23 protein-coding genes are annotated in these 24,484 nt (G+C 68.0%); 12 read left to right on the top strand and 11 right to left on the bottom strand.

Annotation, left to right across the window (positions count from 1 at the left end; genetic code table 11):
* Positions 1–9 precede the first annotated feature (9 nt).
* Entirely contained in the window at positions 10–840 is an 831-nt protein-coding gene (locus WCD58_RS32880) for a hypothetical protein (RefSeq protein WP_337707369.1), read from the bottom strand.
* Positions 841–1,850: 1,010 nt separating this feature from the next.
* On the opposite strand from WCD58_RS32880, the gene WCD58_RS32875 reads away from it, so the two are divergent.
* Together WCD58_RS32875 and WCD58_RS32870 are read left to right on the top strand one after the other, a co-directional pair.
* The gene (locus tag WCD58_RS32875; RefSeq protein ID WP_337707368.1) at positions 1,851–2,192 is read left to right on the top strand and encodes a DUF2690 domain-containing protein; all 342 of its coding nucleotides are present in this window, start codon (positions 1,851–1,853) and stop codon (positions 2,190–2,192) included.
* Between the two features lie 62 nt (positions 2,193–2,254).
* Positions 2,255–2,617 carry a hypothetical protein gene (locus WCD58_RS32870; RefSeq protein ID WP_337707367.1) on the top strand — a complete coding sequence of 121 codons (363 nt, stop codon included), beginning with the start codon at positions 2,255–2,257 and terminating at the stop codon, positions 2,615–2,617.
* A 611-nt stretch (positions 2,618–3,228) separates the two neighbouring features.
* On the opposite strand, the gene WCD58_RS32865 is transcribed toward WCD58_RS32870, so the two are convergent.
* Together WCD58_RS32865 and WCD58_RS32860 are read right to left on the bottom strand one after the other, a co-directional pair.
* Positions 3,229–3,642, bottom strand: a complete 414-nt coding sequence (locus tag WCD58_RS32865) for a single-stranded DNA-binding protein (protein ID WP_337707366.1) — start codon at positions 3,640–3,642, stop codon at positions 3,229–3,231.
* Positions 3,643–3,924: 282 nt separating this feature from the next.
* Positions 3,925–4,134, bottom strand: a complete 210-nt coding sequence (locus tag WCD58_RS32860; protein WP_337707365.1) for a hypothetical protein — start codon at positions 4,132–4,134, stop codon at positions 3,925–3,927.
* A gap of 220 nt (positions 4,135–4,354) precedes the next feature.
* Here WCD58_RS32860 and WCD58_RS32855 point away from each other — a divergent pair, with 220 nt between their 5' ends.
* The 4 genes from WCD58_RS32855 (at position 4,355) to WCD58_RS32840 (ending at position 8,490) form a co-directional block, all read left to right on the top strand.
* Positions 4,355–5,293: a sigma-70 region 4 domain-containing protein gene (locus tag WCD58_RS32855; RefSeq protein WP_337707364.1), complete on the top strand. Its 939-nt coding sequence runs from the start codon at positions 4,355–4,357 to the stop codon at positions 5,291–5,293.
* Positions 5,290–6,735 (top strand): CHAT domain-containing protein, encoded by a 1,446-nt coding sequence (locus tag WCD58_RS32850; RefSeq protein WP_337707363.1) that lies wholly within the window; start codon positions 5,290–5,292, stop codon positions 6,733–6,735. Before WCD58_RS32855 ends, WCD58_RS32850 begins: the two co-directional genes overlap by 4 nt.
* Positions 6,736–7,125: 390 nt before the next feature.
* Positions 7,126–7,497 carry a hypothetical protein gene (locus WCD58_RS32845; RefSeq protein ID WP_337707362.1) on the top strand — a complete coding sequence of 124 codons (372 nt, stop codon included), beginning with the start codon at positions 7,126–7,128 and terminating at the stop codon, positions 7,495–7,497.
* Positions 7,498–7,500: 3 nt separating this feature from the next.
* Complete coding sequence (locus tag WCD58_RS32840; RefSeq protein ID WP_337707361.1) at positions 7,501–8,490, top strand: hypothetical protein; 990 nt, start codon at positions 7,501–7,503, stop codon at positions 8,488–8,490.
* A gap of 4 nt (positions 8,491–8,494) precedes the next feature.
* Here WCD58_RS32840 and WCD58_RS32835 read toward each other — a convergent pair whose 3' ends face one another.
* Together WCD58_RS32835 and WCD58_RS32830 are read right to left on the bottom strand one after the other, a co-directional pair.
* A complete protein-coding gene (locus WCD58_RS32835) occupies positions 8,495–9,646 on the bottom strand; it encodes a tyrosine-type recombinase/integrase (RefSeq protein WP_337707360.1) in 1,152 nt (383 codons plus the stop codon).
* A 595-nt stretch (positions 9,647–10,241) separates the two neighbouring features.
* The gene (locus WCD58_RS32830; protein WP_337707359.1) at positions 10,242–11,381 is read right to left on the bottom strand and encodes a hypothetical protein; all 1,140 of its coding nucleotides are present in this window, start codon (positions 11,379–11,381) and stop codon (positions 10,242–10,244) included.
* A 242-nt stretch (positions 11,382–11,623) separates the two neighbouring features.
* Here WCD58_RS32830 and WCD58_RS32825 point away from each other — a divergent pair, with 242 nt between their 5' ends.
* The 3 genes from WCD58_RS32825 to WCD58_RS32815 all read left to right on the top strand — a co-directional run bounded on the left by WCD58_RS32825 (position 11,624) and on the right by WCD58_RS32815 (position 14,625).
* A complete protein-coding gene (locus WCD58_RS32825; protein ID WP_337707358.1) occupies positions 11,624–12,187 on the top strand; it encodes a hypothetical protein in 564 nt (187 codons plus the stop codon).
* A gap of 190 nt (positions 12,188–12,377) precedes the next feature.
* Positions 12,378–13,091 carry a hypothetical protein gene (locus WCD58_RS32820; protein ID WP_337707357.1) on the top strand — a complete coding sequence of 238 codons (714 nt, stop codon included), beginning with the start codon at positions 12,378–12,380 and terminating at the stop codon, positions 13,089–13,091.
* Positions 13,092–13,104: 13 nt separating this feature from the next.
* Positions 13,105–14,625 carry a hypothetical protein gene (locus WCD58_RS32815; protein WP_337707356.1) on the top strand — a complete coding sequence of 507 codons (1,521 nt, stop codon included), beginning with the start codon at positions 13,105–13,107 and terminating at the stop codon, positions 14,623–14,625.
* Between the two features lie 763 nt (positions 14,626–15,388).
* Here the strand turns inward: WCD58_RS32815 and WCD58_RS32810 are convergent.
* From WCD58_RS32810 to WCD58_RS32785, 6 genes are all read right to left on the bottom strand, one after another.
* A complete protein-coding gene (locus tag WCD58_RS32810; RefSeq protein WP_337707355.1) occupies positions 15,389–17,254 on the bottom strand; it encodes a DEAD/DEAH box helicase in 1,866 nt (621 codons plus the stop codon).
* A complete protein-coding gene (locus tag WCD58_RS32805; protein ID WP_337707354.1) occupies positions 17,251–19,452 on the bottom strand; it encodes a hypothetical protein in 2,202 nt (733 codons plus the stop codon). Before WCD58_RS32805 ends, WCD58_RS32810 begins: the two co-directional genes overlap by 4 nt.
* A 378-nt stretch (positions 19,453–19,830) precedes the next feature.
* A complete protein-coding gene (locus WCD58_RS32800) occupies positions 19,831–20,253 on the bottom strand; it encodes a very short patch repair endonuclease (protein WP_337707353.1) in 423 nt (140 codons plus the stop codon).
* A gap of 17 nt (positions 20,254–20,270) precedes the next feature.
* On the bottom strand, positions 20,271–21,176 hold the full coding sequence (locus tag WCD58_RS32795; protein ID WP_337707352.1) for a hypothetical protein: 906 nt from the start codon (positions 21,174–21,176) through the stop codon (positions 20,271–20,273).
* Positions 21,177–21,201: 25 nt separating this feature from the next.
* Positions 21,202–22,365: a DNA cytosine methyltransferase gene (locus WCD58_RS32790; RefSeq protein WP_337707351.1), complete on the bottom strand. Its 1,164-nt coding sequence runs from the start codon at positions 22,363–22,365 to the stop codon at positions 21,202–21,204.
* Between the two features lie 151 nt (positions 22,366–22,516).
* Entirely contained in the window at positions 22,517–22,882 is a 366-nt protein-coding gene (locus WCD58_RS32785) for a hypothetical protein (RefSeq protein ID WP_337707350.1), read from the bottom strand.
* A gap of 109 nt (positions 22,883–22,991) precedes the next feature.
* On the opposite strand from WCD58_RS32785, the gene WCD58_RS32780 reads away from it, so the two are divergent.
* The 3 genes from WCD58_RS32780 to WCD58_RS32770 all read left to right on the top strand — a co-directional run bounded on the left by WCD58_RS32780 (position 22,992) and on the right by WCD58_RS32770 (position 24,484).
* Positions 22,992–23,231, top strand: coding sequence for a hypothetical protein (locus WCD58_RS32780; RefSeq protein ID WP_337707349.1), 240 nt, complete (start codon positions 22,992–22,994; stop codon positions 23,229–23,231).
* Positions 23,232–23,329: 98 nt separating this feature from the next.
* Complete coding sequence (locus tag WCD58_RS32775) at positions 23,330–23,665, top strand: hypothetical protein (protein WP_337707348.1); 336 nt, start codon at positions 23,330–23,332, stop codon at positions 23,663–23,665.
* Between the two features lie 108 nt (positions 23,666–23,773).
* The gene (locus WCD58_RS32770) at positions 23,774–24,484 is read left to right on the top strand and encodes a ParA family protein (RefSeq protein ID WP_337707347.1); all 711 of its coding nucleotides are present in this window, start codon (positions 23,774–23,776) and stop codon (positions 24,482–24,484) included.

Genomic DNA, 24,484 nt, shown 5'->3' with positions numbered 1-24,484 from the left:
TGGAACGCTCTAGAAAAGAGTGGCCAGAACGCCGAGGAAGAATGTAACCGCATAATACAGTGCCCCTCCCACTGCCGCCATTACTAGTACGATGAGCACCGTTGCACCGGTACGCCGCACCCATAATGCGGGCTGCCTGGCTTTCTCCCGGAAGCGCTTGTCCTGCTGGGCCTGCCACTGTTTCTGCGCCCTCTTCACCTTCTCGTCTGCTGCCTCCTTCTGTGCGGCGTCCTCCCGGGCTCGTCGTCGATCCTCACGAGCCTGCTCCTCGGCCCGCCGTCGCTTCTCGCGGGCCTGTTCCTCGGCGCGGGCCTGCTCTTCGGCACGCCGCTGCTCCTCGGCGCGGGCCTGCCCTTCGGCACGCCGCTGCTCCTCGGCGCGGGCCTGCCCTTCGGCACGCCGCTGCTCCTCGGCCTGGCGTCGGAACTCATCGACCTGGCGCCGCCACCGCTCGCTCTCTCCGCGTTCCTCGGCCTGCTGGGCGCGCTGCTCGGCCTTCCTGGCCTGTGCCTCGGCATCGAGCGCTCGCTCTTCGGCCACTCGGACCCGCTCACGGGCCCAGTACAGCTCTTGCTCCAGCTCCTCCTCGGAGCGCTGCCGCTCCTGCTGCGGCTCGGCTCGATCCTGATCGGACCACGGGTCGTCGTTCGAGTCTGAGATGCCTCGGTCTGCCGCCAGGGACTGGGGGTCTCGATCGAGCGGAGGCCGGACCGTTCCGTCTCGACCAGCGGCCCACGCCGTCCCAGACGTGAATCCGGACTCGAGCTCAGCCGGACCTGGCAGCCGATACGGCGGCGCCCCGTCCCAGGCCTTGCCGTACTCGCCGACGAACGCGTTCACGTCTGCGCCGGTGGCCCGGAGAATCGCCTCTACCTCCGCCCACGTAGCCATTCTCGGCTGACGGCGGGGGGCGTAGATGTTTGATAATTGCGTTGGCGTGACTCCAACTTCTTCAGCCAGGAGCCTTCTCAATCGCTCTTCGTCACCAGAGCACCAGTTTCTAATCGGGTCACGAAGGGAGCGCTGGGCCGCGATCCACAGTTCCTCATGATCTGACCCAAGGATGTCTCTGTTCGGCTTCTTTCCGGCCCGACCCCCGCCAGCTCGAGACGGAGGCTCTTTCGACGTCATACCCTGCCTCCCCGCGCTTCCCGAAAGGCCGCGAGGTCGACTTTCGATTGCTGACCGCGACCCCGAGCGCCTCCAAGAGGAGTATCGCACGCGATCGAAATTCGTTACCTTACGAGCGAAACCTGCAGCTCAGCGGGTCGCAGGACGCTCAGCACCAGCCCTCGTCTCGTCCGGATTCATCGAAAAACAGCGAAGTCGAGAAACGGTGTTGTCAAAGACGGACAGCGTGTCTTAACTGTGGGAGGAGAATCGAGCGGCGACCGAGACAAGACGGGAGCGCCGGTTCTCGGAAGGAGGGATGACCGATGCGTAGCGTCTGGGACAGGTGCGTCGACTGGGTTCGCCGGGGAACATTCATCGCGACGGCAATGGGCGTGGCGACTGTTCTCGGTACGGGTGCGCCGGCTCCGGCGACGGCAGCGGCCACAGAGGGTGCCGCTCTGACGCAGCCCGCGCGCGTGGCACCCGGTTGTGTCGGGGAGAACTGCCGTGGCAGGTACGCCAACGAAGTCGGCTGCGCTGCCGGTGCACGCACGGTCGCGAGTGAGGAGATCGTGGTTGTCCGACGGCCGGTCACGCGCGTCGAGCCGCGCGGAAGTGTCGGCGGGGATGTCGGCGGCGATGCCGTCGGTGGCGCGGCCGGCGGGGCCGCAGGCGCTGCGGGCGGCGCGGCTGGCGGGCGCGCCACTGGACAGGCCGGGGCACAGGTCGAGGCGTCGGTGGGGGTCGAGCGCGGCGAGGAGCGCAGCGTCGTCGGTGTCCTCGAGGTCCGTCACAGCCCGACCTGTCGGACCGCGTGGGCCCGCATCCTGACCGAGGGCGAGAGTCCCATCACCCGTATCTCGATCACCAAGGCCGGTGCGTCGGCGGTGAGCCGCGATCTGCGTCCCGGCTGGTTCGACCGGCGCTCGGCGACCCCGGCCGGGAGCTACTACTCCCCGATGGTCTACGTCGGCGACACCGGCCGCGTCCTGGCCGGCGTGCGCGGTGGCGCGGGCGGACCGGGTCTGGCCGGCGACCGCAATCCCTCCGCCGGCTGGGTCATCCCTGCCGAGCAGTAACTCCGTCGGCGGCTGGGCGGCCGCAAAGACTGTGCGCGCCGCCCAGCCCCGATCCCGCTGGTGTGAGCACCGACCGACACCCCGATTCATCCGTCCCGTCGAAACCGGAAGCGACGACCATGATTCGATTTCCGCACAGCCCCGGGGCGCACGCGTTTCTCTTCGGCGGCTTCGCCCTAATGCTGAGCTTGTTCTACCTTCCCTATTTCCTAGGCGCCTTGGCGTTGGGCTACCTCCACCTCCATTACCGCCCATGGAGCGCGGGGCTACTGGCCGCTCTTCCCATCGGGGCGGTGCTCGCCGTGCTCGGCGCGCAGTACGACAGCACCGTGACCGTCTTCACCGTCATTCCCGGCGCGCTGGGGTTCTTCCTCGGCCATCTGCTCCCGGAGATCGAACCTCTGCGTCGGTCTCTGCGTAGATAGCCGGGCCGGTGCCGGGGACGGCATGGGCTGATCCGCGGAGCCTGTCCCAGCGGTGACCGGGCTGTCCACGCGGCGAACCGGTCCGGTTGAGACACCGACGGACGGCCCCGAGCTCTCGAGGTCGATGAGATGAGAGCTCGGGGCCGGCCCCGGCGGCGGGGTTGGCCCTGCGGTCGGGGGGAGGACCACCGGGCCGAGCCACCGGGACCGACCAGGTCTCAGTGTCCCTGGCTCCGCCGTGCCTGCACGCGATGTAGCGAGGGGGCGATAAAGCGCGTTATCAACCCTCGCACCGAGAGCCATCGGAGGTCGGCGACGGCCTCACCACTGGCACCAGCATCTGCGCGCAGCCGCCGATGCCGACGTCGCCCAGCGCCAGCCTGGCGCTACTGGCTGATGTCCGATCGCTGCTCGGTCTTCTCGCAGGACTGGCATTCAACGACGACTTCCCGACGAGCGAAGCTTCCGCCCTGCCGGGTCCGCCGCGGCGGATGCTCGATCTCCTGAATGACCATGAGCTCGGTGCCGCCGCAGTGCGTGCAAGGGTTCACAGCAGCCGAGGGTCGCACCCGCACCGACATACTCCGGGCGGCCACGCTGACGGGACGCGCTCAGAACGGAGGCTCCTCCGAGCCCCCCGCCTCCGAAGCCGCGCCGCGACCGCTCGTGACCTTGGTCAGCTTCGCCATCGACCACCGCAGAGACGCGCCGATCTCGACCACCTCAAGCTCGATGACCGTGCGCTTCTCGCCCTCTCGCGTCTCATACGACCGCTGCTTGAGCCGGCCTTGCACGATGACCCGCGACCCGCGCGCCAGGGACTCGGTCACGTTCTCCGCCGGCTGGCGCCATAGGTTGCAGCGAAGGAACAGCGCCTCCCCGTCCTTCCACTCCCCTGCCTGCTTGTCGTAGGTGCGCGGCGTGCTGGCCACGGTGAAGCCGGCGACGGCCACTCCCGATGCGGTGAAGCGCAGCTCGGGGTCGGCGGTCAAGTTGCCGATGACGGTGATGAGGGTGTCCTGCATGGCGTACTCCTCGGACGACGAGTCCCGGTTGGCCCGGCGATGGGTGGAGGCGTCTTCGTGCCTCCACCTCGCCTGGGCGCCGTCGGGGCCGCCGAGGCTCAGGGTCAAGGGCCAGGCGTGCCTGGTCGCGCAGCGACGCCGTGGGCGCCCTTGATGCTGAGAGCGGCCCGGTCAAGCTCCGGGCCAACCGGGACTCCCACCGCGCAGCGGTGTCTGCCGGGTTCGACTCGGCCCGCCGGCCATGAGGCAGACCGCGATCCCCGAGGGTCGACAGGCTGAAGATCAGTCGATGAGCCAGTGGAAGAACTTCACGGCGCCGGCCAAAGCCGCGAGCGCGGCGAGCGCGATCTCGGCGCCGCCGCGGTGCGCCAGGGCCAGAAGCACCACCACCGCCACGGCGGTCAGGGTCGCCAGCAGCAGGATCAGCGCGGTCCGCAGCGGCAGCAGCGGACCTGGACCCTCGGCGCCGCCCGCCCCGTTCGTCGTCACCATGCGCTCCCTTCGTCGTGTGTCACGGCCGAGCTTTAGCCCCGGCTCCCGTCGGGGCTATAGATGAGCCGAGGGCGCTCACCCCACGGAAAGTTGCTGCTCAGCGCCCCGCAGAAAACCTTGAAGATTTCCGTGGGGTCGGCGGGGTCGGCCTATCTAGAAGGGATCGTGTACGGATGCTCTTGCCGGGCCTCGACGAAGGAGAGGGCGGGCGTGAGCGCCCGTGGACGGTCCCTCCGATCGAGGGGACGGCTTACAGCGAGCGCAGCGGAGGCGGGACGAGATGGGCGCAGGACCACTGGGCGGCGGCCAGCCGCGTGGTGGCGCGCATCTACAACCGGGCCTCCGTCTCTCCTGCGATGAGCAGGCCGACCTCGATGCACTGCAGGTCAACGACCCCGACGAGGCCGGCGACCTCGACCAGGGTGAGCGGGAGATGCAGCGCTGGGCGGACCTGGCGACCCTCAACGATCTCGCGCTGCGCAGCTTCGAGGGGCCAAAGTACGACATCTTCGTCAACGCATTGGCCGCGTACGGTTACCCCGTCATCCGCTCCTGGCTGCGCCGCGGCGTGATCTACGAGTTCTGCGCACGCCGCGGTCGCCCCGCCACCCCCACCGACCACGACCGGGTGTTCCTCAGCGACCCTCGCCCCGACACCGAGGCCGCCGACGAGCGCCGGGAGCTCGCGCTCGAGACGAACGCGCGCGCCCTCGACGCCTTCCGCGAGCAGGTGCTGCTGACCGGCGCCTGGTCGTTCGAGGGCGGCGCCTCGCTCAAGACCTACTACATCGGTGCGTGCCTGCTGCAGTTCCCCAACGTCCTCTCCACGTGGTCGACCGAACGCCAGCACCGCAGCTTCGCCACCACGACGCCCTCCGACCTCGATGACTTCCTGGACTGCACCACCGAGTGGGACGCCCTCGACCGGACCCTGGACCACGACCCGGCCGCGACGGTGGCCGGCCAGCTCGCCGTTGCCGCCGAGCTCGAGGCGATGCCCGAGCGGACCCGCGAAGCGGCCGGTCGGCTGCTCCTGCTGGGCGCGAGCTATGCCGAGATCGGCGCCGACCTCGGGATCACCGAGCGCGCGGTCGAAGCGCTCTTCTATCGCTATCGGAAGGTCGCAGCCAAGCGCCAGCTAGGAAGGAGGATCACGTGACGCAGCCTCCCCCCGACCGCGTCGGCGACCTCGACGCTCTACTCCTTCGTCACGACGTGGTGCTGCTCCACCAGCTCGTCGAGACGATGCAGCTGCGCGGCGAGGACGTGTCCGACCCGGAGTTCTCGCGCGCCGTGGACGCGCTGCGCCACGTCCGCAACCGCATCGTGCACGGCCACTCCGAGTCTGCTGTCGCCCTAGACGAAGAGGCACGAGCAGCGGTGAACGACATCCTCGGATTCCTCTCGCACCTCGAACAATCCTCTCTAGGGGCAGAACAGGTTCGGTCCGTGCGTCGCTTGAGCGCACCGTCCGATATCAGCGAGATCATGTCACGCCAGAAGGGAACCGCCGCTCGAAAGGAGCCAACGACGATGAGCAGCGACCAGTATCGCCGTCAGCTCCAGCGCAAGCGCGAGCAGCAGGTCTCGGCCGAGAAGAACGCTGGAGATGCCCGCAGGAAGGAGGCCGCGAAGCGCGCCGATGCCGCGAAGTCCAGGTCCAGCGCGACTAGCACTAAGAACGCCACCACTGCCCGTAGCCGACTACGGGAAGCCGAGCGTCATGAGGACAACGCCAACAAAGCAGCTAAGGACGCTGCTTACTGGAGCGGCAAGGCCGCCGGCTACCTCAAGGACGCCGCCAACATCGAGAAGCGGCTGATCCGGGCCGAGCAAGCCGAGAGCTCGGCCCGCGAACGGGCTGCACGCAGCGAGGCACTCGCCTCCCAGCGGCGTATCACTCGAGACCACGACCGCATTGAGCGGCGCGTGTTAGCCGCCGAGCAGGAGGTAGCGGAGCTCCGCACCATGCGCCCGCCCAAGCCTGAGCGTCTGCGGGTGCTCATGCTGGCCGCGTCCAGTCAGGGTGACCTCCGTGTCGACCGCGAGCAGCGCCGAGTCAAGCTCGCGGTACAAGGAGCGCTGCACCGCGACTTGGTCGAGATCGACATGAGAATGTCCGCCACCCCCTCGGACCTGCTGGACGGGCTCACCACCTTCCGTCCGCACGTCGTGCACTTCTCGGGGCACAGCGACGAGGACCTCATCGTGTTCGAGGACGATGTCGACGCGCACCACGAAGGCGTAGTCGTCGCCGCGGAGACTTTCGCGCGCGCGTTGTCCGCACTCGACAGTCCCCCACTTCTCGTCATGCTGAACTCCTGCCACTCCGCTAGCCAGGCCGACACGTTGGTCGACGAAGACGTCGTGCCGTTCGCCATCGGCATGTCCGATGAAGTTAAGGACCAGGACGCCATCGAGTACGCCGCCCGCTTCTACGCCTCCATCGCCAATGGAAGCTCCCTACGGGAATCCCACCTGATGTCCCAGACAGCTGTGGCACTGGCGGGATCACCGGGTGGAACCGAGATCGCCCACCTCGCACACGCCTACGACGTCGACCCCGCAAACGCCAAGCTGGTCGTCCCGCCAGCGACATAAGGACGCACTCTCGGCTCGTCATCGCACCTGTTGCGCAAGGACGACTAGGGTGGCGTGGCGCTGCGACGTCCCGCGAGGTCCCCAGCGTCGCGCTGGTGGCCGCCCGCCGAGGCGCTCGCGGCGATGCCTGACTCGCACCCGCCGGTGCTGCCGGCTCATCGAGCAGTTCCGGGAGCACGGTCACGGGAGAGGGTGAAGGCAAGGCGTCGCAAGAGATGACGAGCGGCGGTCTCGCGCTTCCTTTCAGATACTAACCCGAAAGAACTAGTCGACATACTCGATCGGCCCTACTGGTCGACACACGGAGCAATACCATCCCCCCTGGGGGTGAGCATCATGTCGTCAACTGACGGACCGAAGACACCAGAGTCTCCGCCTCACGGGCCAGCCTTGAGCCCCAGCGAGACCGTAAGAGGCGGGAGCCCGGACGATCGGTGCAGGAGTGGCGACGACACCGAGGGCGGCGCGCCAACGGGCGACGGCCAACAGCAGCCGGAGATCGGTCCCCAGAAGTCGAAGCTCGAGAACCTCCTCCACGGCGTGGCGACGGCGCTCCTTGCGCAGCGGAGGTCCCTGCATAGCGCCAGGTCGAGCGAGAGCCTGAAGGAGGTCGGCGAGGCGGCGGAGCGCAACGAGAAGACGCGGAAGCGAGACAACGAGGAGCGTCGACGTCAGAGACTGGATTTGCAGCTGCTCGAGGAGCAGATCGAGGACCTAGCGATGCAGGCGTCGACCCTCGCTCAGCGCTTCTCGTCGGAGTGAGTCGTGGCCGCACCCACCGCACCCGCCGCACCCAGCAAGGCGGCCGAGAAGGCGGACGAGAAGCCGGCAAGTACCGCCGTCGAAGCCGCGAAGGACCAAGCGACTCGTCTCACCGAGGCCATCGGGAAGATCCGAACGCGCGCTGACACCACCGCGAAGGGCTTGCTCGCCTTCGGTGGCGCCGCCCTCGCCGCGCTGGGGATCACCAAGGCAACGGACCTCACGCCCGAGTACTGGTCTGTGGAGACCGTCACCGGGGTGGCAGCGGCAGTAGCGGGCTTCATCCTCGTTGCGGTCGCCCTCGCATGGTTCTCGGCTCGTCTCTGGCGGGTCGGCGCACCGGTCTTCACGTCCTCGGACCTGATCGAGACCCAGGAGGGTCTCGGTACGGACGAGGAAGAGGAGCTCGTCGCCAACGCGTACACCGACATGGCCCGGCTCAACGGCGTGCGGTCGCTGCTGGCCTACGAGGCACGCGGGTGGCGCCTGCAGCGCATCGCGAGCCGCGCTGACGAGGATCGGAAGAAGGAGCTCCTCCAAGAGGCCGACATGATCCGCGCCGAGGTCCGGGCGGTCCACGCACGCGCCGGCGCGCTGGTCGTGCGGGAACGCGCGTCTCGGGCGATCACGGGAGGCTCGACGATCGTCGCTGGGGCGCTGTTCCTCGCCGGCTTGATCGCGTTGACGGCAGGCGCAGGCCTACTGTCCACCGCCCGCAACGACGCCCTGGTCGCCACCGCGAAGGCCTGCGCCGAGGCCCAGGCCGCGATCGACGACACCGAACGAGACGTCGAGCTCCCGCCGGGCTGCGGGCCAGCTCCGGACGACCCGGTCGTACCCCCGGCAACCGTCGCGGAGGCGACTGCGCAGGAGAATCGCCGGGTCGCCGAGGTCATCTCCGGTCTCTACCAAGCCTGCATCGCGGATCGCTCCCAGCTGCGAGCGGTCTGCGACGCACGCCTCGACGACCTCAACCAGACCCGTCCACGGTGAGCAGCTACCGGGCGGCCGCATCGAGCCGGGAGACGACGGCGTAGGCGGCGTTGCGATCGAGCGCGGCGCGGGTGTGGTCGTAGCGTCGGGTGGTGCGGGGGTCACGGTGCCCGGCGTAGTCCTGGACGTCGCGCAGGCTGGCGCCGGCGTCGAGGGCCAGGGTGATGGCGGTGTGTCGCAGGCTGTGCGGCGAGAGTGTCGACCAGCTGGAGATGCCTCCGGCGTGGGCGAGGCGGCGGATCAGCACCCACACGTCCTTCTGGCAGAGCCGCCCGCCGGTGCGGGTGGCCAGCAGCGGACCGGCGAGCCGTTCGCGGGGCACGCCGGCGAGCGCGGCGCGGCGCTCGAGGTGCGCCTCGAGCGCCGCGGTGGTGTCGGGGGCGAGCACGACGACCGCGCGGCGTCCGCCCTTGCGCACCACACCCAAGGTGTGATGGGTGCGTTCGCGGCCCGGTGCGGCGCCCAAGTCGGTGACGTCGGCGGCGAGGGCCTCGTCGACGCGCAGCGCGGTGTGCAGCAGCAGGCGCACCAGCGCGGCCGAGCGCAGCCGCTGCGGCCCGGGGTCGGTGTCGGCGGCGGTGATCAGCGCGCGGGCCTGGTCGGCGGACAACCCGACGGTGGCGGTGTGGTCGGCGTCGACCGCGGGCCGGCGCACCCCGACGGTCGGGTCGCCCGCCACCCCGAGCCCCGCCCCGACCCTTCCCCCGACCCCGGACCCAAGTGCGGTGTGCTCGTCCTGGGCCAGACAGAACCGGTAGAACGAGCTCAACGCCGAGAGCCGCCGAGCCACCGAGGACGCCGCGGCGCCGGCGTCGAGCAGCCCGGTGACGTGCAGGTCGACCTGCACCCGCCGCGCGGCGAGCACCCCGAGCCCGCGCGCGGCGCACCAGGCAGTGAAGGCCGCGAGGTCGCCGGCGTAGGCGCGCCGCGTGCGCACCGAGCGGAACCCGGCCAACCAACCGGCCGCCAGCAGCGCCACCCACGGGTCGTGCTCGCCGAGACGAGCGAGTGCGGGCTGCTCACCGGCAAACCGGGCAAGCAGCTCAGTTCCGGCGTCGACAAGCGCGACACCGGCGCGGGGCCCCGGCGAGACCCAGGGAACGTCACCGCCGTAGACGTCCTCGCAGTAGACCTCGTCGACGGAGAAGTGGTCCACGCCAGTGTCCCTGCCGGTCGAGGTGTCGAGAGCCCGATCGGCGCCGCAGACCGGCTCGGCGGGCTCGACCGGAAGATCTTGGGCCGCTGAGAGGGCCGCTGACGGCCTCGCGACCCCGTCCCGGGGTGAGGGCATGGGCCCTCGTCGGGTGTCCCGGCACCCGGTGGGAGCTTCAGGCAGCTCGACCGGGAGCTCGGCGGGGCGCGGGGCGGTCACGGTCGCGACGGTAGGACCGACCCCCGACGGCACCGGGCACGCCGCGCCGCGCCGGCGCGGGGAACGAGGCCGGCGACGAGGCGGGGAGGAGCAGCAGCGACACCGTGATACAGCGAGTTATCACGGTGTGGCTCGAGTGTGTTGCCCTGCCCGCTCCCAGTGCCCACAATCGAACGGTCGGGGGGTGTTGCTCGCCCTCACGCAAACGAGCCCGCAGCCTTGGTGTCTCTTGGGCCGACACCAACGCTGCGGGCTCGCCGCTGTGTGTACCTGAGGAGAGAGCCGCAGAAGGCGTTCCTCCCGCGTGAGCTCAGTTTCCCTCGGTGCCGCGCACTTTCCCTCCTCTCTTGCATAGGCCGCACATACCCCCGTGTGGGGGTCAGCTCCACGCCCAGCCTATGCCGTACCGGTGACCGTATTTGCCTTTTCGGGTGAAGGTGTACTCCACATAGCCCAACGACGACCAGGTCAACCGTCGAACATCACCCTCAGGTGGCTTAACGAGCCTGTAGTCGTCTAGACACTCTGCGAACCACCACGCCGCCGCCGGCAGCTGCTCCCTATCGAACTGGACCCTGAGCGTCAGTCCGTTGGCAGCGATGCCATGGGACGTCACCTGCACTTCGACCAGGGGCGTCGTGTCCTGCTGCCCACTGACCGCAGACGCGAAGAAGATCTCGTCGTTCGCCTTCAACGGCTGCGGGAAGATCATCGCGACCTCGTGAGTCGGAGGACCGTCCGCGGAGGGGAGCAGCTGCACCTCTCCAGCTCGGCAGTTTAGGCGCGCCCTGATAACCGGAGCGTCCGCACCCCCCTCCCTGCGGGGAGACCGAGCCCGAACCCTGTAGCGGTCGACCCCTGCGTCTAGAGCGACGACCGTCCGCTCGCTGATCGCGTAGTTCACCGCCCGACCCTTCATCCCGTAGGTCGCGACGAGCCGCTTCACGAACACGCGTTGTGCCCCCGACGCTGGTGGCTCGGCGGAATCCTCGCCGACCGCGATAGGGCCCGCGTCGTCTGGAGCGCCCAAGTACGGGGCCCAAGCGTCGGGTTCTTGAAGCTCAGCCAACCGTCGATCGAGTCGTCGGCCCAGGTTGCGGACGCCGAAAAGCCAATACCGAAGGCAGGTGTCTGGGTGAACCGGCCTTCGAAACTCGCCGCTCTCGTTAGCGAGCTTGAGGCGCGCGTAGATGCCGGCCTCGGGGTTGCTTTGCGACGGCTCGTCGAGCTCACTGGCACGAAAGACCGTCCTAAGTGCGACGCCCTCCTTCCAGCGCTCGTCGGCCACGTTGTCTATCTCTTCGCGGACGACCCGCAACAGGCAATCCGCTTGCCGCTGGACGGCAAGCGAGCCCAGAGGGCGGGCCACGAGACGAGCCAGTTCACGATGCTCCTCGGCCACGTCTTCGGTGTAGTCCAGGAGGCGTCGGAGCCCGATCTTGACGGGACCGACGTGCCTTGCCAGCTCCTTGAGAGCTGACTCGCAGCGAGCCGGGTCCCCCGACGGATTCTTAACCACTACCGCGCACTTCCCCCCACGTTCCTGCTGTCTGCCCAGTCGCGCCCGGACTTTGCCCTTGCGCTGCCCCCGAAGTCCGGTACCTGCTCCCCCCCACGCCCGGACTGCCCCTTGCGTGCCTGTAAGCGGGCTAGCCCACGCTTGGCACTCGGTCGATTACCGACAGGTAGGCAGGTGCGAGCGGCCATTGATCGAAGTATCGCTACCGCTCGCACTTCTCGTTACGGACGGAGGTGCCAACGTTGACCCATCCCCCGTTTGAACCAGAGCCCGACCCGGACGACGAGGGGTCGTTGCCCGGGCCCCAGCGACCCGAAGAGGCGATCCTGCGGCGACAGCTCGTCGCCGACGCCGAGCTTGCACACCTCGTGCGCACGAGCGGACCCAAGAGCACGACGTATCGCACCGTGGCTCACGTCCTCGACGAGAATTTGGTTGGCGCACTACTGGGTCCGCTGCGCTCGGGGAGCCTCGGTATGGCGATCGCCGGCGCCATCGGGATCGATCTCGGCTTCGTGGCGGTCACCGCGGAGAACGCCGCCCTCGCCCTGGAAGCAGCGGCCCTCTCCGTGTGCCTCTTCATGAACTCGCACCTTCTGGGCATGTCTTGGCGACCCGAGGACCGTCGTACCTTGCGCGCATCGCTTGAGCTCCTCGGCTTCGTGAAGTACTCCGAGATGCACTTGACGCGCATGACCAACGCGTTAACCACCGATACAACGGGCCACGTCCCGACGCTCGACCAGCATCTTCTCGACGACCTGCGGCGCAGCCGCCGCTACAGACGTGATCTGGGTCACACCTGAGTCGGAGCTTCCCCGGGTCTCCCTAGTACCGATATCACCGCTGACCGAAATCGAGCGAAGAGCGAGCGACCCTCGCCGCGGCGATGTCAGTGAGTGCGAATCCGACTAATCGAATCGGGGATACGCATGCCTCTAGTCATCTCATTCGTCGATCCTCTCAAGATCACGAAATTTCGAACAGGAGGACACTATGGCATTCTCGACGACTTTTCCAGACGACGATTCCCACCGCCTTCAAGGTGATATCGAACTAGTCAGGGCCGTCCGAGCAACGGGGCCCGACAGTACGGCGTTCCGCTACATGGACGAGACGCTGTTCGACTACGTAATGGGCACGTTGATGAACCTGAACGCCACCCAGACCCTACGTAGGGAGGTACGTAGGCAGTGCAGAATCCCACTTCCCTCGCCCCCGCGAGACTGGGGAGACCATTCACGCCGGGTGATCTTCTTCTCGGCGCGGACAGGCGTCGACCGATTCATGGACAGCTACGTCATCGGAGGTAAGTGGGATCACCGCAAAGGCGCGAGCGTCAAGACCTCCGCTGTCCGGCGCGGGCTCTACTCGTTCGCAGATGAGTACCGAATCTACCTTCGGGAAGAGACCGGAAAGGAGCTCCTCTTCGGAGACCCCGTAACCTTGCCCGTTCAAGTCTCGCGCACACCGCTCGCCGCGGACCCTGCCGTGCTCGCTTCCCAGCGAGACTTCCTCAATCGACTGCTCGTCGGTCACGACGAGTTCGCTGTCGCGATATTCGGCTGCGTCATGAGTGGAATGAAGCACGCTGAAATCGCTGACGAGCTCGACACCGACGTCGAGACCGTCGACCGTGAATGGCGAAGCATCAAGAACAACCTCAAGAAGAGACTGGGGAAGGTCACGGCAGATGACTCATCAGAGTAACACCAAGTCCAACGTGGAGGTCAAAGCGAACGTGATAAGTAGCCCCCTCGACACCTTGGATGGCGAGGTGGCCGAGGGAGTCGAGATCGCCCGACTCTTGAACAATTCGTCCCTCGGAGACCAGGAAGCGATCGCAAAGCGCCTTGTCGGACGAAAGGAGATCAGCAAGAATTTCAAGGAACATGCGGCCGGTCTCAGATCCAAGAACGACGGACACCAGACCAGAGAGGACCAAATCGACGAGCGCGTCGCAGACGAACTCGAGCACCGGGGTTACACATTCGAGGCAGAACTACGGTACCGAAGGCTTCTTCACATGCCGGGTGCCGCCTCGCGACTGGCCATGCTCCTGGAAGCAAAGGGGTTCACAAACGAAGCCTGGGAGCTCTATGCACACGCCGCACGGCTGCGCGAGCCGACCGCCCTCTTTCGCCTCGCTGTCATCTGCCAGCAGCGCGGCGAGACGGAGTGGGCCGTCCGATTGGCGTCGTCAGCGAGCGCGACCATCCCGCCGACGACGATCTCCGCCCTCGCCAAGAACGTCGAGGGCCTCGTCGCCGCCCGCGCCTTCAAACGACCGCGACACCGAGCTGCAGCGGGTCCAGTACTAGGGACCACGGCCGCGACGTTCGCGATGGGGTCGATGCTCTACGTGTTCGCAGACCGGACCGACCTAGCGCGGACCGCCTTCAGCCACGCGGTCGGACGTGGCCATACACCGTCCGCGGTGGCGTTGATCGACATGGCGGAGCCTCAGAAGACTGTCGGGAACCCGCAGCTCGATCAAATCCTGTGTCGAGCCGACCGCGATCTGAGCTTGACCCTCAAGGAGCAGGCGACATGGGGGCCACCGGCATCCCTTCGCCGACCATTCGACGAACTACGAGGGTCGCTGAAGGGGTCCTCCTTTAAGGAACTCACCGCCGAGGCGCGATGCCGGACCACTTCCAAGTCGAGGACGGAGGCCGTCGAACGCATCACTCATCTTGCACGCACCATCACTCTACTTCGGGGTTACGCCCGCTGTTCGGATTGGTCGCCAAACGGGTTCGCCAAGCTCACCCAGGCGTCCGTCGAAGTCGGCGCCGAGGTTCAGCGAAAGATCCGATCCAAGCCCGACAGTGTCCGACTCGCTCGCTTCATCTGGGAGCGAGCAGGGTCCGAGCTCGCCGGCCGCCTAGATCCCACGATCGAAGGCGATCTGGTGCTCGACTACCCGGACACCGAGCCCGAGCCAAGCTCTGGGGGTGTAATCAGATACCGAAAGGAGTTCCAGCGACTGCCGGACGACGAACTAGAAACCTTCGTACTAACGCTAGCCGGAATGAGCACTGACGCGGTCTCGGAGGTGGTTGAGCAGGATGCGGGAAAGACGTCACAGACGTTGCAGAATGCGATGGCGCGGCTCCACGCCGGCCAAGCAGGAGAACAGCGCCTCCCCGAAGCCCTGAACCTTCTCTTCGCGGAGGTTCAGGACGCGCTCGACGAGGTCCCCGGTGAAGACCTTGTTGGAGGAAGGGGCTCCAGCGCCTGACAGAACTCGCGCCCCCGAGAGTCGGAGGCGTTGCCGCACGGCTGGGCGGGGCCAACAGAGCCCCGCCCAGCCGTCTGTCAATATGACCTGAGTCACTTCTACGCCTCAAGGTGTCCGAGCGGCCCTAGGAGCTCTTCGAGCGAACTCCTCTTCAGAACGAGAGGGGTTCGCGAGCTCCAGCGGGAAGGGGCCCGGGCACATGTCCAATGACGACTCCTCACAGGTAAGCAAGGAACGACGGCTTCGAGTGGTGGCCGTAGCGGCCACTACTACCGCCGCGGCAACGGCAATCGCTTCGATCCCACTGAATTTGAAGGCAGGATTGTCTTTACCTGAAACGCTCTTGATGGCCGGCGAACTCTTCACCAACGTCGAATCCATCGGGCGACGGATCGGAATGTGGAGGCCCGATCGAGGGGGTAGTTCCGCCCGCGGTTCAAACGGAAACGAGAAGAAGGAGAAGGAATGAGCATCATTATCGTGACCTTGCTGGCGGCCGTGATCTTCATCCTCGGCGGACTGGTCGGAGGGAGCTTCAGCGCCAGCCTCAACGACTCACGACGCCGCGCCCGAAGCCATAGCTGGCAGAGGAACTGGGACGGGCTCCGCCCATCTCCTGAGGCTCACGCGGGCCGAGGAGGGTAGGGAGTCCCGCTACGGGCGCAGGGGTCCCCCCGGGGCAACTTCGCCCGTAGCGGCATTCCATGCTCAACAAGGTCTCCTCGACGGAGACGAGGACCGGCACGGAGGGCGGACCAGCTGGTTAGAACACGCCGCCGGGCGGCTGCCACTCCTCCGATGCCTCGTCGTCCGCAGGGGCCGCCGAGTCGGCCTCAGCGTCAGGGTCAGGAAGTGCGAACGTGCGCAGACTTGGGTCGTCGAGCACGTGGCGCATCGCCTCGATCTTCTCGGTGAGCACCTGCTGGACGCGCTCGTCGATAGTTCCCTCGGCGATCAGAGCGAGTGCCGAAGCGTGTGTGCCCGGCGGCATCCCGACTCGATGGGTGCGATCGAGGGCCTGGAGGTAGAGACCGGCGTTGAAGCTGCGGTCGAGATGGACCTGAGACTGACTGGTGCGGTGCAGGCTGATGCCCTCCCCCAGCGTTTGGGGCGTTGCGATGAGCACCTGACAGTCGGGGTCCTCGCGGAAACGACGCAGCTCACGCACGCGATCAGTCGGTGCGGACTCGTCCTCGACCGGTGTCCCACCGGTGATCACCGCCGGCCGATGCTCGCCGAGAACCCGCTCAAGCTCGACGACGTTGCCGAGGAAGTTCGTCCAGACCAGCAGCTTCTCGCCACGACGGGCGTGGTCCTGCGCGATCTCCGACACGCGGAGCAGCTTGGCTGGACGCGCTGCTCGGACAAGGTCCTGAAGTTCCTGCTCGGTACGGACGGTCTCGACCACGCCCCGTGCGTCACCATCCCAGCCGAGCGCGGACGGCGAGCTCAGGATCAGCGAGGGGTTCGACGCGACAGCCAGCATGCGCATCACGGCCCGATACGCGAGGTCGGGCCGTTCCTCGAGCAGCCCAGACTCCTCAAGCTTGCGGACCTCGGCGGTGACTAGGTCATACACCTGTCGGTGCGCGGGATCGAGGCGCACGGTCTCGGTGCTCAACCGCATCGGCTCGAGGTGGAGCTGGTCCTTGGTGACCCGTACCCAAGTTCGGTCGGCCCGCGGCTTGAGGTCGCCGTAGACCAGACGTTCACCGGCCCCAGGCCAAACGAGGTCGAGAATGACCGCGAGGTCCTGCTCACCGTTCGGCATCGGCGTACCGGTCAGAGCGAGCCGGCATGTAGCGAGAGAAGCGAGCTCAGCGGCCGCGGCACCGTGCAGTCCCGCCTTGCCTCTCTTCGCGCGATGTGCTTCGTCGAACACAACGAGCAGCCGGTGGCCCTGGGCCCATCGATGCACCGCAGCCGGCGTCGTGCTCCCGGCGGCCCGCTCGTAGTTGACGACCACCACGTCAGACCCTCTTGGCCAACGACGAGGCTGCACCGTCACCACCGGCCGAGCCTCATCGGTGAAGCACTCGTGGGCTTCGCCGACCCACGCCTGGTGAGCGCTGAGGGGTGCAACGACCAGCATTCGGTCGACGACCCCTTGAGCACGCAGGTGCGCGAAGACCGCGTAGGTCATGGTGGTCTTCCCGGAGCCGGGCACGGAGAAGTTAGCTCCGCTTCGGGTCGCGACGAGCTTGGCCGCGGCGCGTGCTTGCTCGGGCAGAAGCCGACGCCGCAGCCCGATGCGCTCGCCCGTCTCCAGCAGCGCCGCCGAGGCGGCCTCGTCCACATCGACCGCCAGGGCTTCCCGTAGCTCGTCGCGCAGTCGGGCCGCGGAGTTGGCGGCGTCTTGCGCTGCGGGCTCCCATTGCCACAGCCACTGTGAGGCTGGCCAGGCCTCGATGAGCTCGTGACGGGTGCGGTCGGCGGCGTCGAGCGGCACGGCTACCGCCCTACCGCGGGCCTTCGATGCTCCCGACGGGTCGACGTCAAGCCGGAGGCCGACCCGGCGCCAGTGTCGGTCGGACATCTCGGCGGGGGCCTCGACGACGAGGTGGTCACCGCGCCGGGCCACGGTGCCCACCTGCAGGTGGGCACCGTGGCTGCGGTCGAGCTCGGTCATCGGTTCCGGCCATAGCGGGCAGCGGTCCTGCCGAAGGCTCGGCCTTCGACGAAGAACTCCTCGAGCTGGCGCAGGAGGGTGCGGGCCTCGTCGGCCAGGTCGTCGGGGACTCCGATCGTCTCGAACAGGACCTCGGCCCCGTCGGTCTGCTGGTCCGGCGGCAGGTCGGGGTCGAGGATCGTCTCGTCCGTAGCGTCGCGCAGCCGGCTGGCCTCGTCCCAGCTCTCCTGCTGCTTCTTGACGATCTCCCGCAGCATGCGCATGTATGCGCTGCGGGCGTCCTCGTCGTCCCCGTCGGTGTCACCGTCGGTGAGCCACGTGTCGCGGAGCCAGATGTCCGTGAGCTCCTCACCCGACTCACGATCGACCGGGATGAAGGGCTCGCGGACCGCGATCAGGGCGTAGATCGCGTCGTGGAGCTGGTCGAGGCCGCGCTGGCTGCGCAGCATCTCCGCGAGGAGTCGGGGCGGGTCGGCCGCCGAGACGTCGGCCCGGCGCCCACCACCGCCGCGACCGGTACGCGAGAGCGCGTCGCTGTTCACGAGCAGCTTGGGGTTGGTCGCCAGCGCGACCGCGCCGAGGGCGGCGAGGGCGCGCTGGGCCGGGCCGAATGGGTCCCCACCGTCGCGAGTCATGGTGGCCAGCTCGGCGGAGGCCTGGACGGCGAGCTCGTCGAGCGGGGTGCCCAACATGGTGGTCCAGTTGCCGCCGGAGTGCTCGCGGCCCTTCCAGAACATCGGGTCGCGGAAGGTGGCTTCCAGCATCGCGGCCAGCGCGTTCTCCCAGGGCGAGTTGGCCTGGTTGAGCACGATCACGGCCTGAGAGGCTGCGATGCGCGCCCGCTCCTTGGGGCCCTTGGGCAGCGCGTTCTCGCCCAGAGTCTCGTTGACGTAGCGCAGGCCGTCATAGCCGGTGGCCGTCGTCACGCCGTGCTGCACGGTGAGAGCGGCGATCAGACGCACGGTCTCGACCAGCCGATTGCTGGAACTGGCGGTGTCGCGGTAGGAGGCGTCCCAGCTGGTCTCGACCTGGCCGAGCCAGACCGCGCGAGACGCGGTGTCGATCCGATCCTCCTGGTCGAAGCGGTCGATGATGGTGATCGCGGCCTGGCCGGCGACGTCGGCGAGGTCCCACTGCCGCTTAGTCTTGTTCGGGACGTGCTGGCTGCGGATGAACTCCTGCACGACCGCCGAGACCGCGTGGGGGTAGCGCTGCTTGGTGCGCTCGTTGGGCCGGACCGCGATGACGAGCTCGACGCGCATGGTGCGCAGTAGCTGCCAGGTGACCGCGGCACGGTCGTTGTGCGCAGCGTTGTCCAGCCAGTCCCGGGCGTCCCGGCCGGGGAAGTAGCCGGCGGCGTCGGTGCTGGAGAACAGGAGGTCCTTCTCCAGTTGGCGCAGATCCTCAGGGGTCAGGTCCCGGAGGCCATCGCCGTCGAACCAGTGCCGGGTGGCGAGGCTGGCCGCGTCGCCGCGCCCCATGAGCTCGTTCATCAACAGCTGGCTGCCGAACGTACGGCGCGCGCCCTCCATGGCCTCGGCGGTCCAACTGGTGCGTCCCCCGGAGTCGACGAGCTCGGTGAAGACGACCTGAGGAGGGTTGAGGACACCCTGCCTGGCCAGCGGGTCGAGGAACTCCTTGTTGTGGGAGTAGGTGTCCATGACCAGCTCCCGCTGGGTGTCCAGCAGGTCCATGACCTGGTTCTTGTCATGAACCGACATGGTGGGCAGGCTGAAGTTGGCGTGGTCGGAGGTCGTCGTGATGACCGTGACCTCACCCTTGAGCTTGCTGGCCAGCCGCCGCAGGGCGCGGCCGTTGATCAGCCAGGCCATCAGCATTGGCGTGTTGACCAGCAGCGAGACCGTCCAGAGCTCTCCGTACTCGGTGTACTTGGGAACCGGGTGGGCGAGTCCCTGGAGGTTGACGTCGGTGCTGGCGTTGAGAGCCTCGGCGTAGCGGAGGAGACCCAGCGGGACGTCGTCCTCGGGCACGCGGTTGTACCGCGCGAAGACGGCACGGAACTGGGCTCCGAACTTGCTCAGCGGAGCGCCATCGACCTCGTTGCCTCGCCCCTTCTCGGGGGTGAAGGGCTCCGGGGCCAGCGGACGGTCGTGCAGTTGGCTGGTCTCGGGCGCGTAGTCAGGATCTTCGAAGATCTTGAAGAGCGAGTTGGTAGACCGGCGGGCGGTCGGGGGCATTGCGGACCTCCTCTGAAGAAGGCCCGTGCCTGGTTGCGCACGTAGCGACACGACATCGGCACGCCGAACACGACGGACTCCGACGTCTCATCACTCCGTTCGACACCGTGTCCTGGCACTTCCAGCGCACCGACGGACTCACCGCAGGTACACCAAGCCGGCCAAGAGCGGCACGAGCAGGTGGATTGACGTAGATCACGTTAGCAGGAACACCACGAAGCGCAACTGTCTACTCTCAGCGCCACCCGTTGGTGGTACATCTGCCTCGTCTTCGACACCGCCCGGGCACTCTCGGTCGTCTCCCCGGGCCGGTCGGCCGCGCCTCAGCGCTGTGGGAGCCGCAGCATCTCTTCGTGGGGAGGAGCCAGGCCGCATCTCCTAGCTGTCGAGTGCCGCCTCGACCTTCGTCGCGGCGACTGCCGCCTGCTCATGCTCCCAAACCCGTATAGCGACCCATCCGTGCTCGCGGAGCCGCTGGTCCGTGTCGCGGTCGCGGGCTTCATTGGCGTCGAGCTTGGACTGCCACCATGCGGTGTTGGTCTTGGGCGTTGTGGCGTGCTGGGGGCAGGAGTGCCAGAAGCATCCGTCGACATAGACCGCGATCCGGCGGCGAGGGAAGACGAGATCGGCGCGACGGCGAAGCCCAGGGAGAGGCGCGCGGTCGACGAAGAAGCGGCGACCGCGGCGATGGAGCTCGCGGCGTAGAGCAAGCTCGGGTTTGGTGTCCCGCTGCGGCGTGGCGCGCATCCGATTGCGGGCGGCCACGCTCGACGCAGGTGGCGTCTGCTGGTGGTGGGACACGGGTGCGGGATGCCCGTTCAGGTCAGGTTGCCGTAGGTGTTCTCGTAGAGCTGGGCTACGCGGTCGATCATCTGGTCGTAGTGGAATGCGCTGCTGGGCTTGGGCGCCGGAGGTGCGGTGACGAGCTCGACCGGGGAGCCGTCGTTGGCCATGTTGACGAGCATGAGACCCAGCGCGTCGAAGCCGGCCTGGTTGCTCTGTGGGCCGGAGCGCCGTCGGACTTCGTCCTCAAGCATGTCCACGGTGCGTTCGGTGGCGTGGAGCTGCTTGTGCTGGGTCTTGTCGAGTGCCGCGCCGGGTTCGAGCGGGCGGGCGTTCTTGCCGGGGCTGGCGAACTCGGTAGCAGTGTTGATCATGACGAACCCCACCGAGAGGGCACTGTGGGTGTCTCCGTGGACGATGGCGTGGCTCGAGGTGAGCTCGTCGTGCAGGCGGGGCAGGGCGGCGATGTGCGCAGTCATGCACGCCTTGGCTTCGAGCGCGACCAGCACGGTCGCCCCTGGCTTCCCGGCAGGCGCCGGCGGCAGGTCGAGGGCGTCGAGAGCGGCGCGGTCGTCGTCGGTGAGCGCGACCTGGAAGCGCTCAGCGAGCTCGATGAGGTCGAAGGCCCGGGCGGCGTTCTTGCCCTTGCTTGGCGCATCGCCGGCGGGGTCGTGGCCGGGAGCGCGGGCGATGACGAGGTCGAGGTCCTTCTTCTTGCCGGTCTCGTAATCGTTGAGCTGACGGTTGATGCCGAATGTGACTCGGCCCGCAGCGACGTGGTAGCGCAGCTTGCTCGAGGCGGCGAGCAGGTCGAACGCGATCGCCCAGCACGCGACCTTGGAGTGGTGGTCGGAGCGGGAGTGGTACTGCCAGGGGTTGCCGTGCTTGTCCACGATGACGGCCGCAGACAGTGTCCGGGTGATGATCCTGGGTCCGCGCACGCGGACAGTCTTCGCGAGGACGACGTCAACCCACACCGGCGGGGTCGCCGCCCATGTGTTCGAGGTGCGCGGCGACGTCATCGAGGAAGCCGTCGACGAAGCGCAACTTGCTGTTCCTCGCGCGGCGCAAGAAGCCGGCGGTGGCTCGTGCCGAGAGCTCCTTGGACTCGTCGAGGGCGTCTTGGATGTGGACATAGTCCTGCGCGCGGATCGGCCACATCGAGGTCTCGACACGGTGGGCGACGCGGTCGCGGCCCCACGCCGCGGTGGGCCAGGGGTCACCGGGCTGGAGGGGCTGGTCGCTCCTGCCGTCGTAGGGCTTGGGGTGGGTGAGCCGATGGCCGATCCAGTCCGACATCAACGCCGAGACGGCGTTGCCGACCAGCCGCCAGCGATGTCCGGGCCGGAGACCGGCATCGAGTGCGGGTCTGGTCCAGTCGCGGTCGAAGCCCTGGAGCCACTCGGCGTCGGTGATGCCAGGGGTGACCAGGCCGCGCCCGCCCGTGAGACGGACGGCCGGAGGGCTGGCGATCCCGACCGTGGAGCCACCTTTGAGGGTTGGCACGGCGTCGACGGCCCAGCCGAGTCCGCGAGTGCCCTCGGTCCAGTAGAAACCGCAACCGTGCTCCTCGGGGTCGGCCGCCGGGGGTTCGCCGGCGTCCTGACCGAAGAGGACTTCGCGGGGGTCCTCGGTGCGCGAGGCGAGCATCAGCACCCGCCAGCGGCGTTGCGGGCGACCGAACGCGCGGGCATCGACGACCCTGTAGGCCCAGTCGTAGCCGCGGTCTTCGAGCTCCGCGGTGAGGTGGCGCATGGCCCGGCCGCGGTCGAGCTGCAGCATGAACGGCACGTTCTCGATGAGCAGCCAGCGCGGTCCGGGTTCCGGGTCGACGAGGCGGAACACGTGCTCGACCAGGCCGGACTTGCTACCGCCGATGCCCGCGGTGCGGCCGGCTTGGGAGAGGTCTTGGCACGGGAAGCCAGCGGTGACCATGTCGGTGTGGTCGGGCAGCGCGTCGAGGTCGCCGACGTCGTCCCAGACCGGCACGTCGGGGAAGCGAGTCCGGAGTACGGCCTGAGCGCCAGGGTCGATCTCGCAGAACAGCTCGGTGTCCCAGCCGTAGGGATGGAGCCCGACCTCGAGGCCGCCGATGCCTGCGAAGAGCCCGACGAGCTTGCCGTTGGCCACCTCGATCGCTCTCCTCCGTGTCAATCGACCCCGCTGCCCTCGGCAGGCTCCGGGGTCTGGTGTGTGCAACCTACGTTCGCGCTCGGCGTACTCCTGGCGGGACGCAGCTGGAGGCCGTGGTCGTTCGTCGAGTGGTCCCGTGGCTGGCCGTCTAACCAGTCACTCCACCGGGGCCGCTGACGGTCCTCATCGCAGCAGCGGCGCCGGCCAGGCAGTTCTCGACGAGTGCGCCGAGCGCGTGCACCGAAGTGTCGTCGGTGTCGACGAAGTGCTCGGGGCCTTCGCTGACGTCGTCGCTCCAGTAGAAGCCGACACCCCAGCCGCGCAGCTCACCACGGTCCCAGGGCAGCGAGTCGTCGACGTCAGTGATCAGCAAGTAGCCACGCTCCAGGGTCACCTGCAGGGCAGCACACATTCCGCCGGTCTGGGTGAACTCCGACCGCCCGAAGCGACGCAGCTCTTCGAGCGCGTCGTCGTACCTCGACCCACCAACGGCCATGGCCTCGGCGATTGTCACGGGGACCTCCTTGAGGGGCGATCTCGGCCTAGAATCATAGTAGCGTAGCGACGCATCTACGCCAATGAGTAAATGCGCCTCTACGCTTGAGATGCGATACACTCAGCGCGTGAGCGAGACGACTCGGTTCAGCGTCAACCTGGACGCCGACGACGACACCCGCTTCGAGCGGCTGGTCCGGGGCCTCGCCGACGACGTCGGGCGCGTGCCCTCGCATCGAGGTCGCCGCTACCCATCCCGAGCCGACCTGCTGCGGGCGATGCTCGCAGTCACCGAACGCGACCCCGAGGTACGGGCGGCCGTGCACGCGCACGTGCGCTCCCAGCTCGACGAGGACGGGGACAGATGAGCCCGCACTCCGTTGGCGACCGAGCGGGCACCACCGCCTTCACGCTGGTTCTGGAGCTGCGCGAGCCCGCGGACGTCCCGGTCACGCTGCTCGTGCGCGTGGACGGTGACTTCGTCCTCGCCCACCTCGAACGCACCGGTCCGGACTCGGTGCAGGCTCTCGTCGCTGCAGCCGTGAAACGTGGGTATGCGCGCGCTGAGGGCGACACCGACATCGCGTCGGTGGTTGTGATGAGCGCCGGCTGCTCCGCGCTCGAGGTGTGGGGCGTGCCCAACGTCGAAGCCCTCGCCTGGTGGGCCGACGCCGCCAACTTCCGCCCCGTCTCCCGCGAGCAGTACTTCGCGGCCTTCCCCCGCGTCGACGACGGCCGGGACCGCAACGAGGAGTGGAAGACCACTATCGAGAACCTGCAGGCCCGCGACGGCGAGGATTGATCGGCGCGTCGCCCGCCGGCGCCGCGGGTCCCACCGGGAGCTCTGGCAGCATCCCGGCCGATCCGAAGTACCGCCGACCGACGGCGGGAAGCATACGGAGGGCTCTCCATGGCGCGCGTCCACGTCATTGCCAACCAGAAGGGCGGGGTCGGGAAGACCACCGTCACCGTCAACCTCGCCGCGGTCGTCGCGGACACCCTCGGGGGCGACCCAGCCGCCTCACCGGTCCTCGGGGTGTCGACCGACCCGCAGGCCTCGATGCTGGAATGGGCCGAGCGCGTCGGCGACGCCATCCCGTTCGACTTCACCCAGTGCCACGACGATCCGGCCGCGCTGAGCAAGCTGCGCCAGCTTGAGCAGTACGAGCACATCTTCGTCGACACCCCAGGCAGCCTCGAAGACGAGTCGATCCTGCAGACAGTGCTCACCCAGGCCGACGATGTCATCGTCCCGCTCGAGCCGGAACCCATGGCGTTCTCGCCGGCCGCCCGCTCGATCCAGCGGGTCATCGCACCGTCCGGCGCTACCTGGCGGGTGCTGCTCAACAACTGGGACCCCCGTGACGGCGAGTCCGACCTCGAGCAGACCCGCGGCTACGTCACTGCCAAGGGCTGGCCGGTCTTCAACACCGTCATCCGGCACTACAAGCTGCACACCCGCGCGTCCGCGGAGGGCGTGACCGTCGTGCAGTACCCGAAGAACCGCGTGGCCCTGGAGGCCCGCCAGGACTTCTTCCGCCTGGCGCTCGAAGTCCTCGGCAGCGACGGCCGTTCCCCTCGGCACGCCGCTCTTAACGCCGTTAAGGCCGGGGAGGCGTAG

Source organism: Actinomycetospora flava, assembly GCF_037400335.1.
Classification (GTDB): domain Bacteria; phylum Actinomycetota; class Actinomycetes; order Mycobacteriales; family Pseudonocardiaceae; genus Actinomycetospora; species Actinomycetospora flava.
Note: the sequence above shows the minus strand (reverse complement) of the source record. Positions and strands in the feature narration are given on the sequence as shown.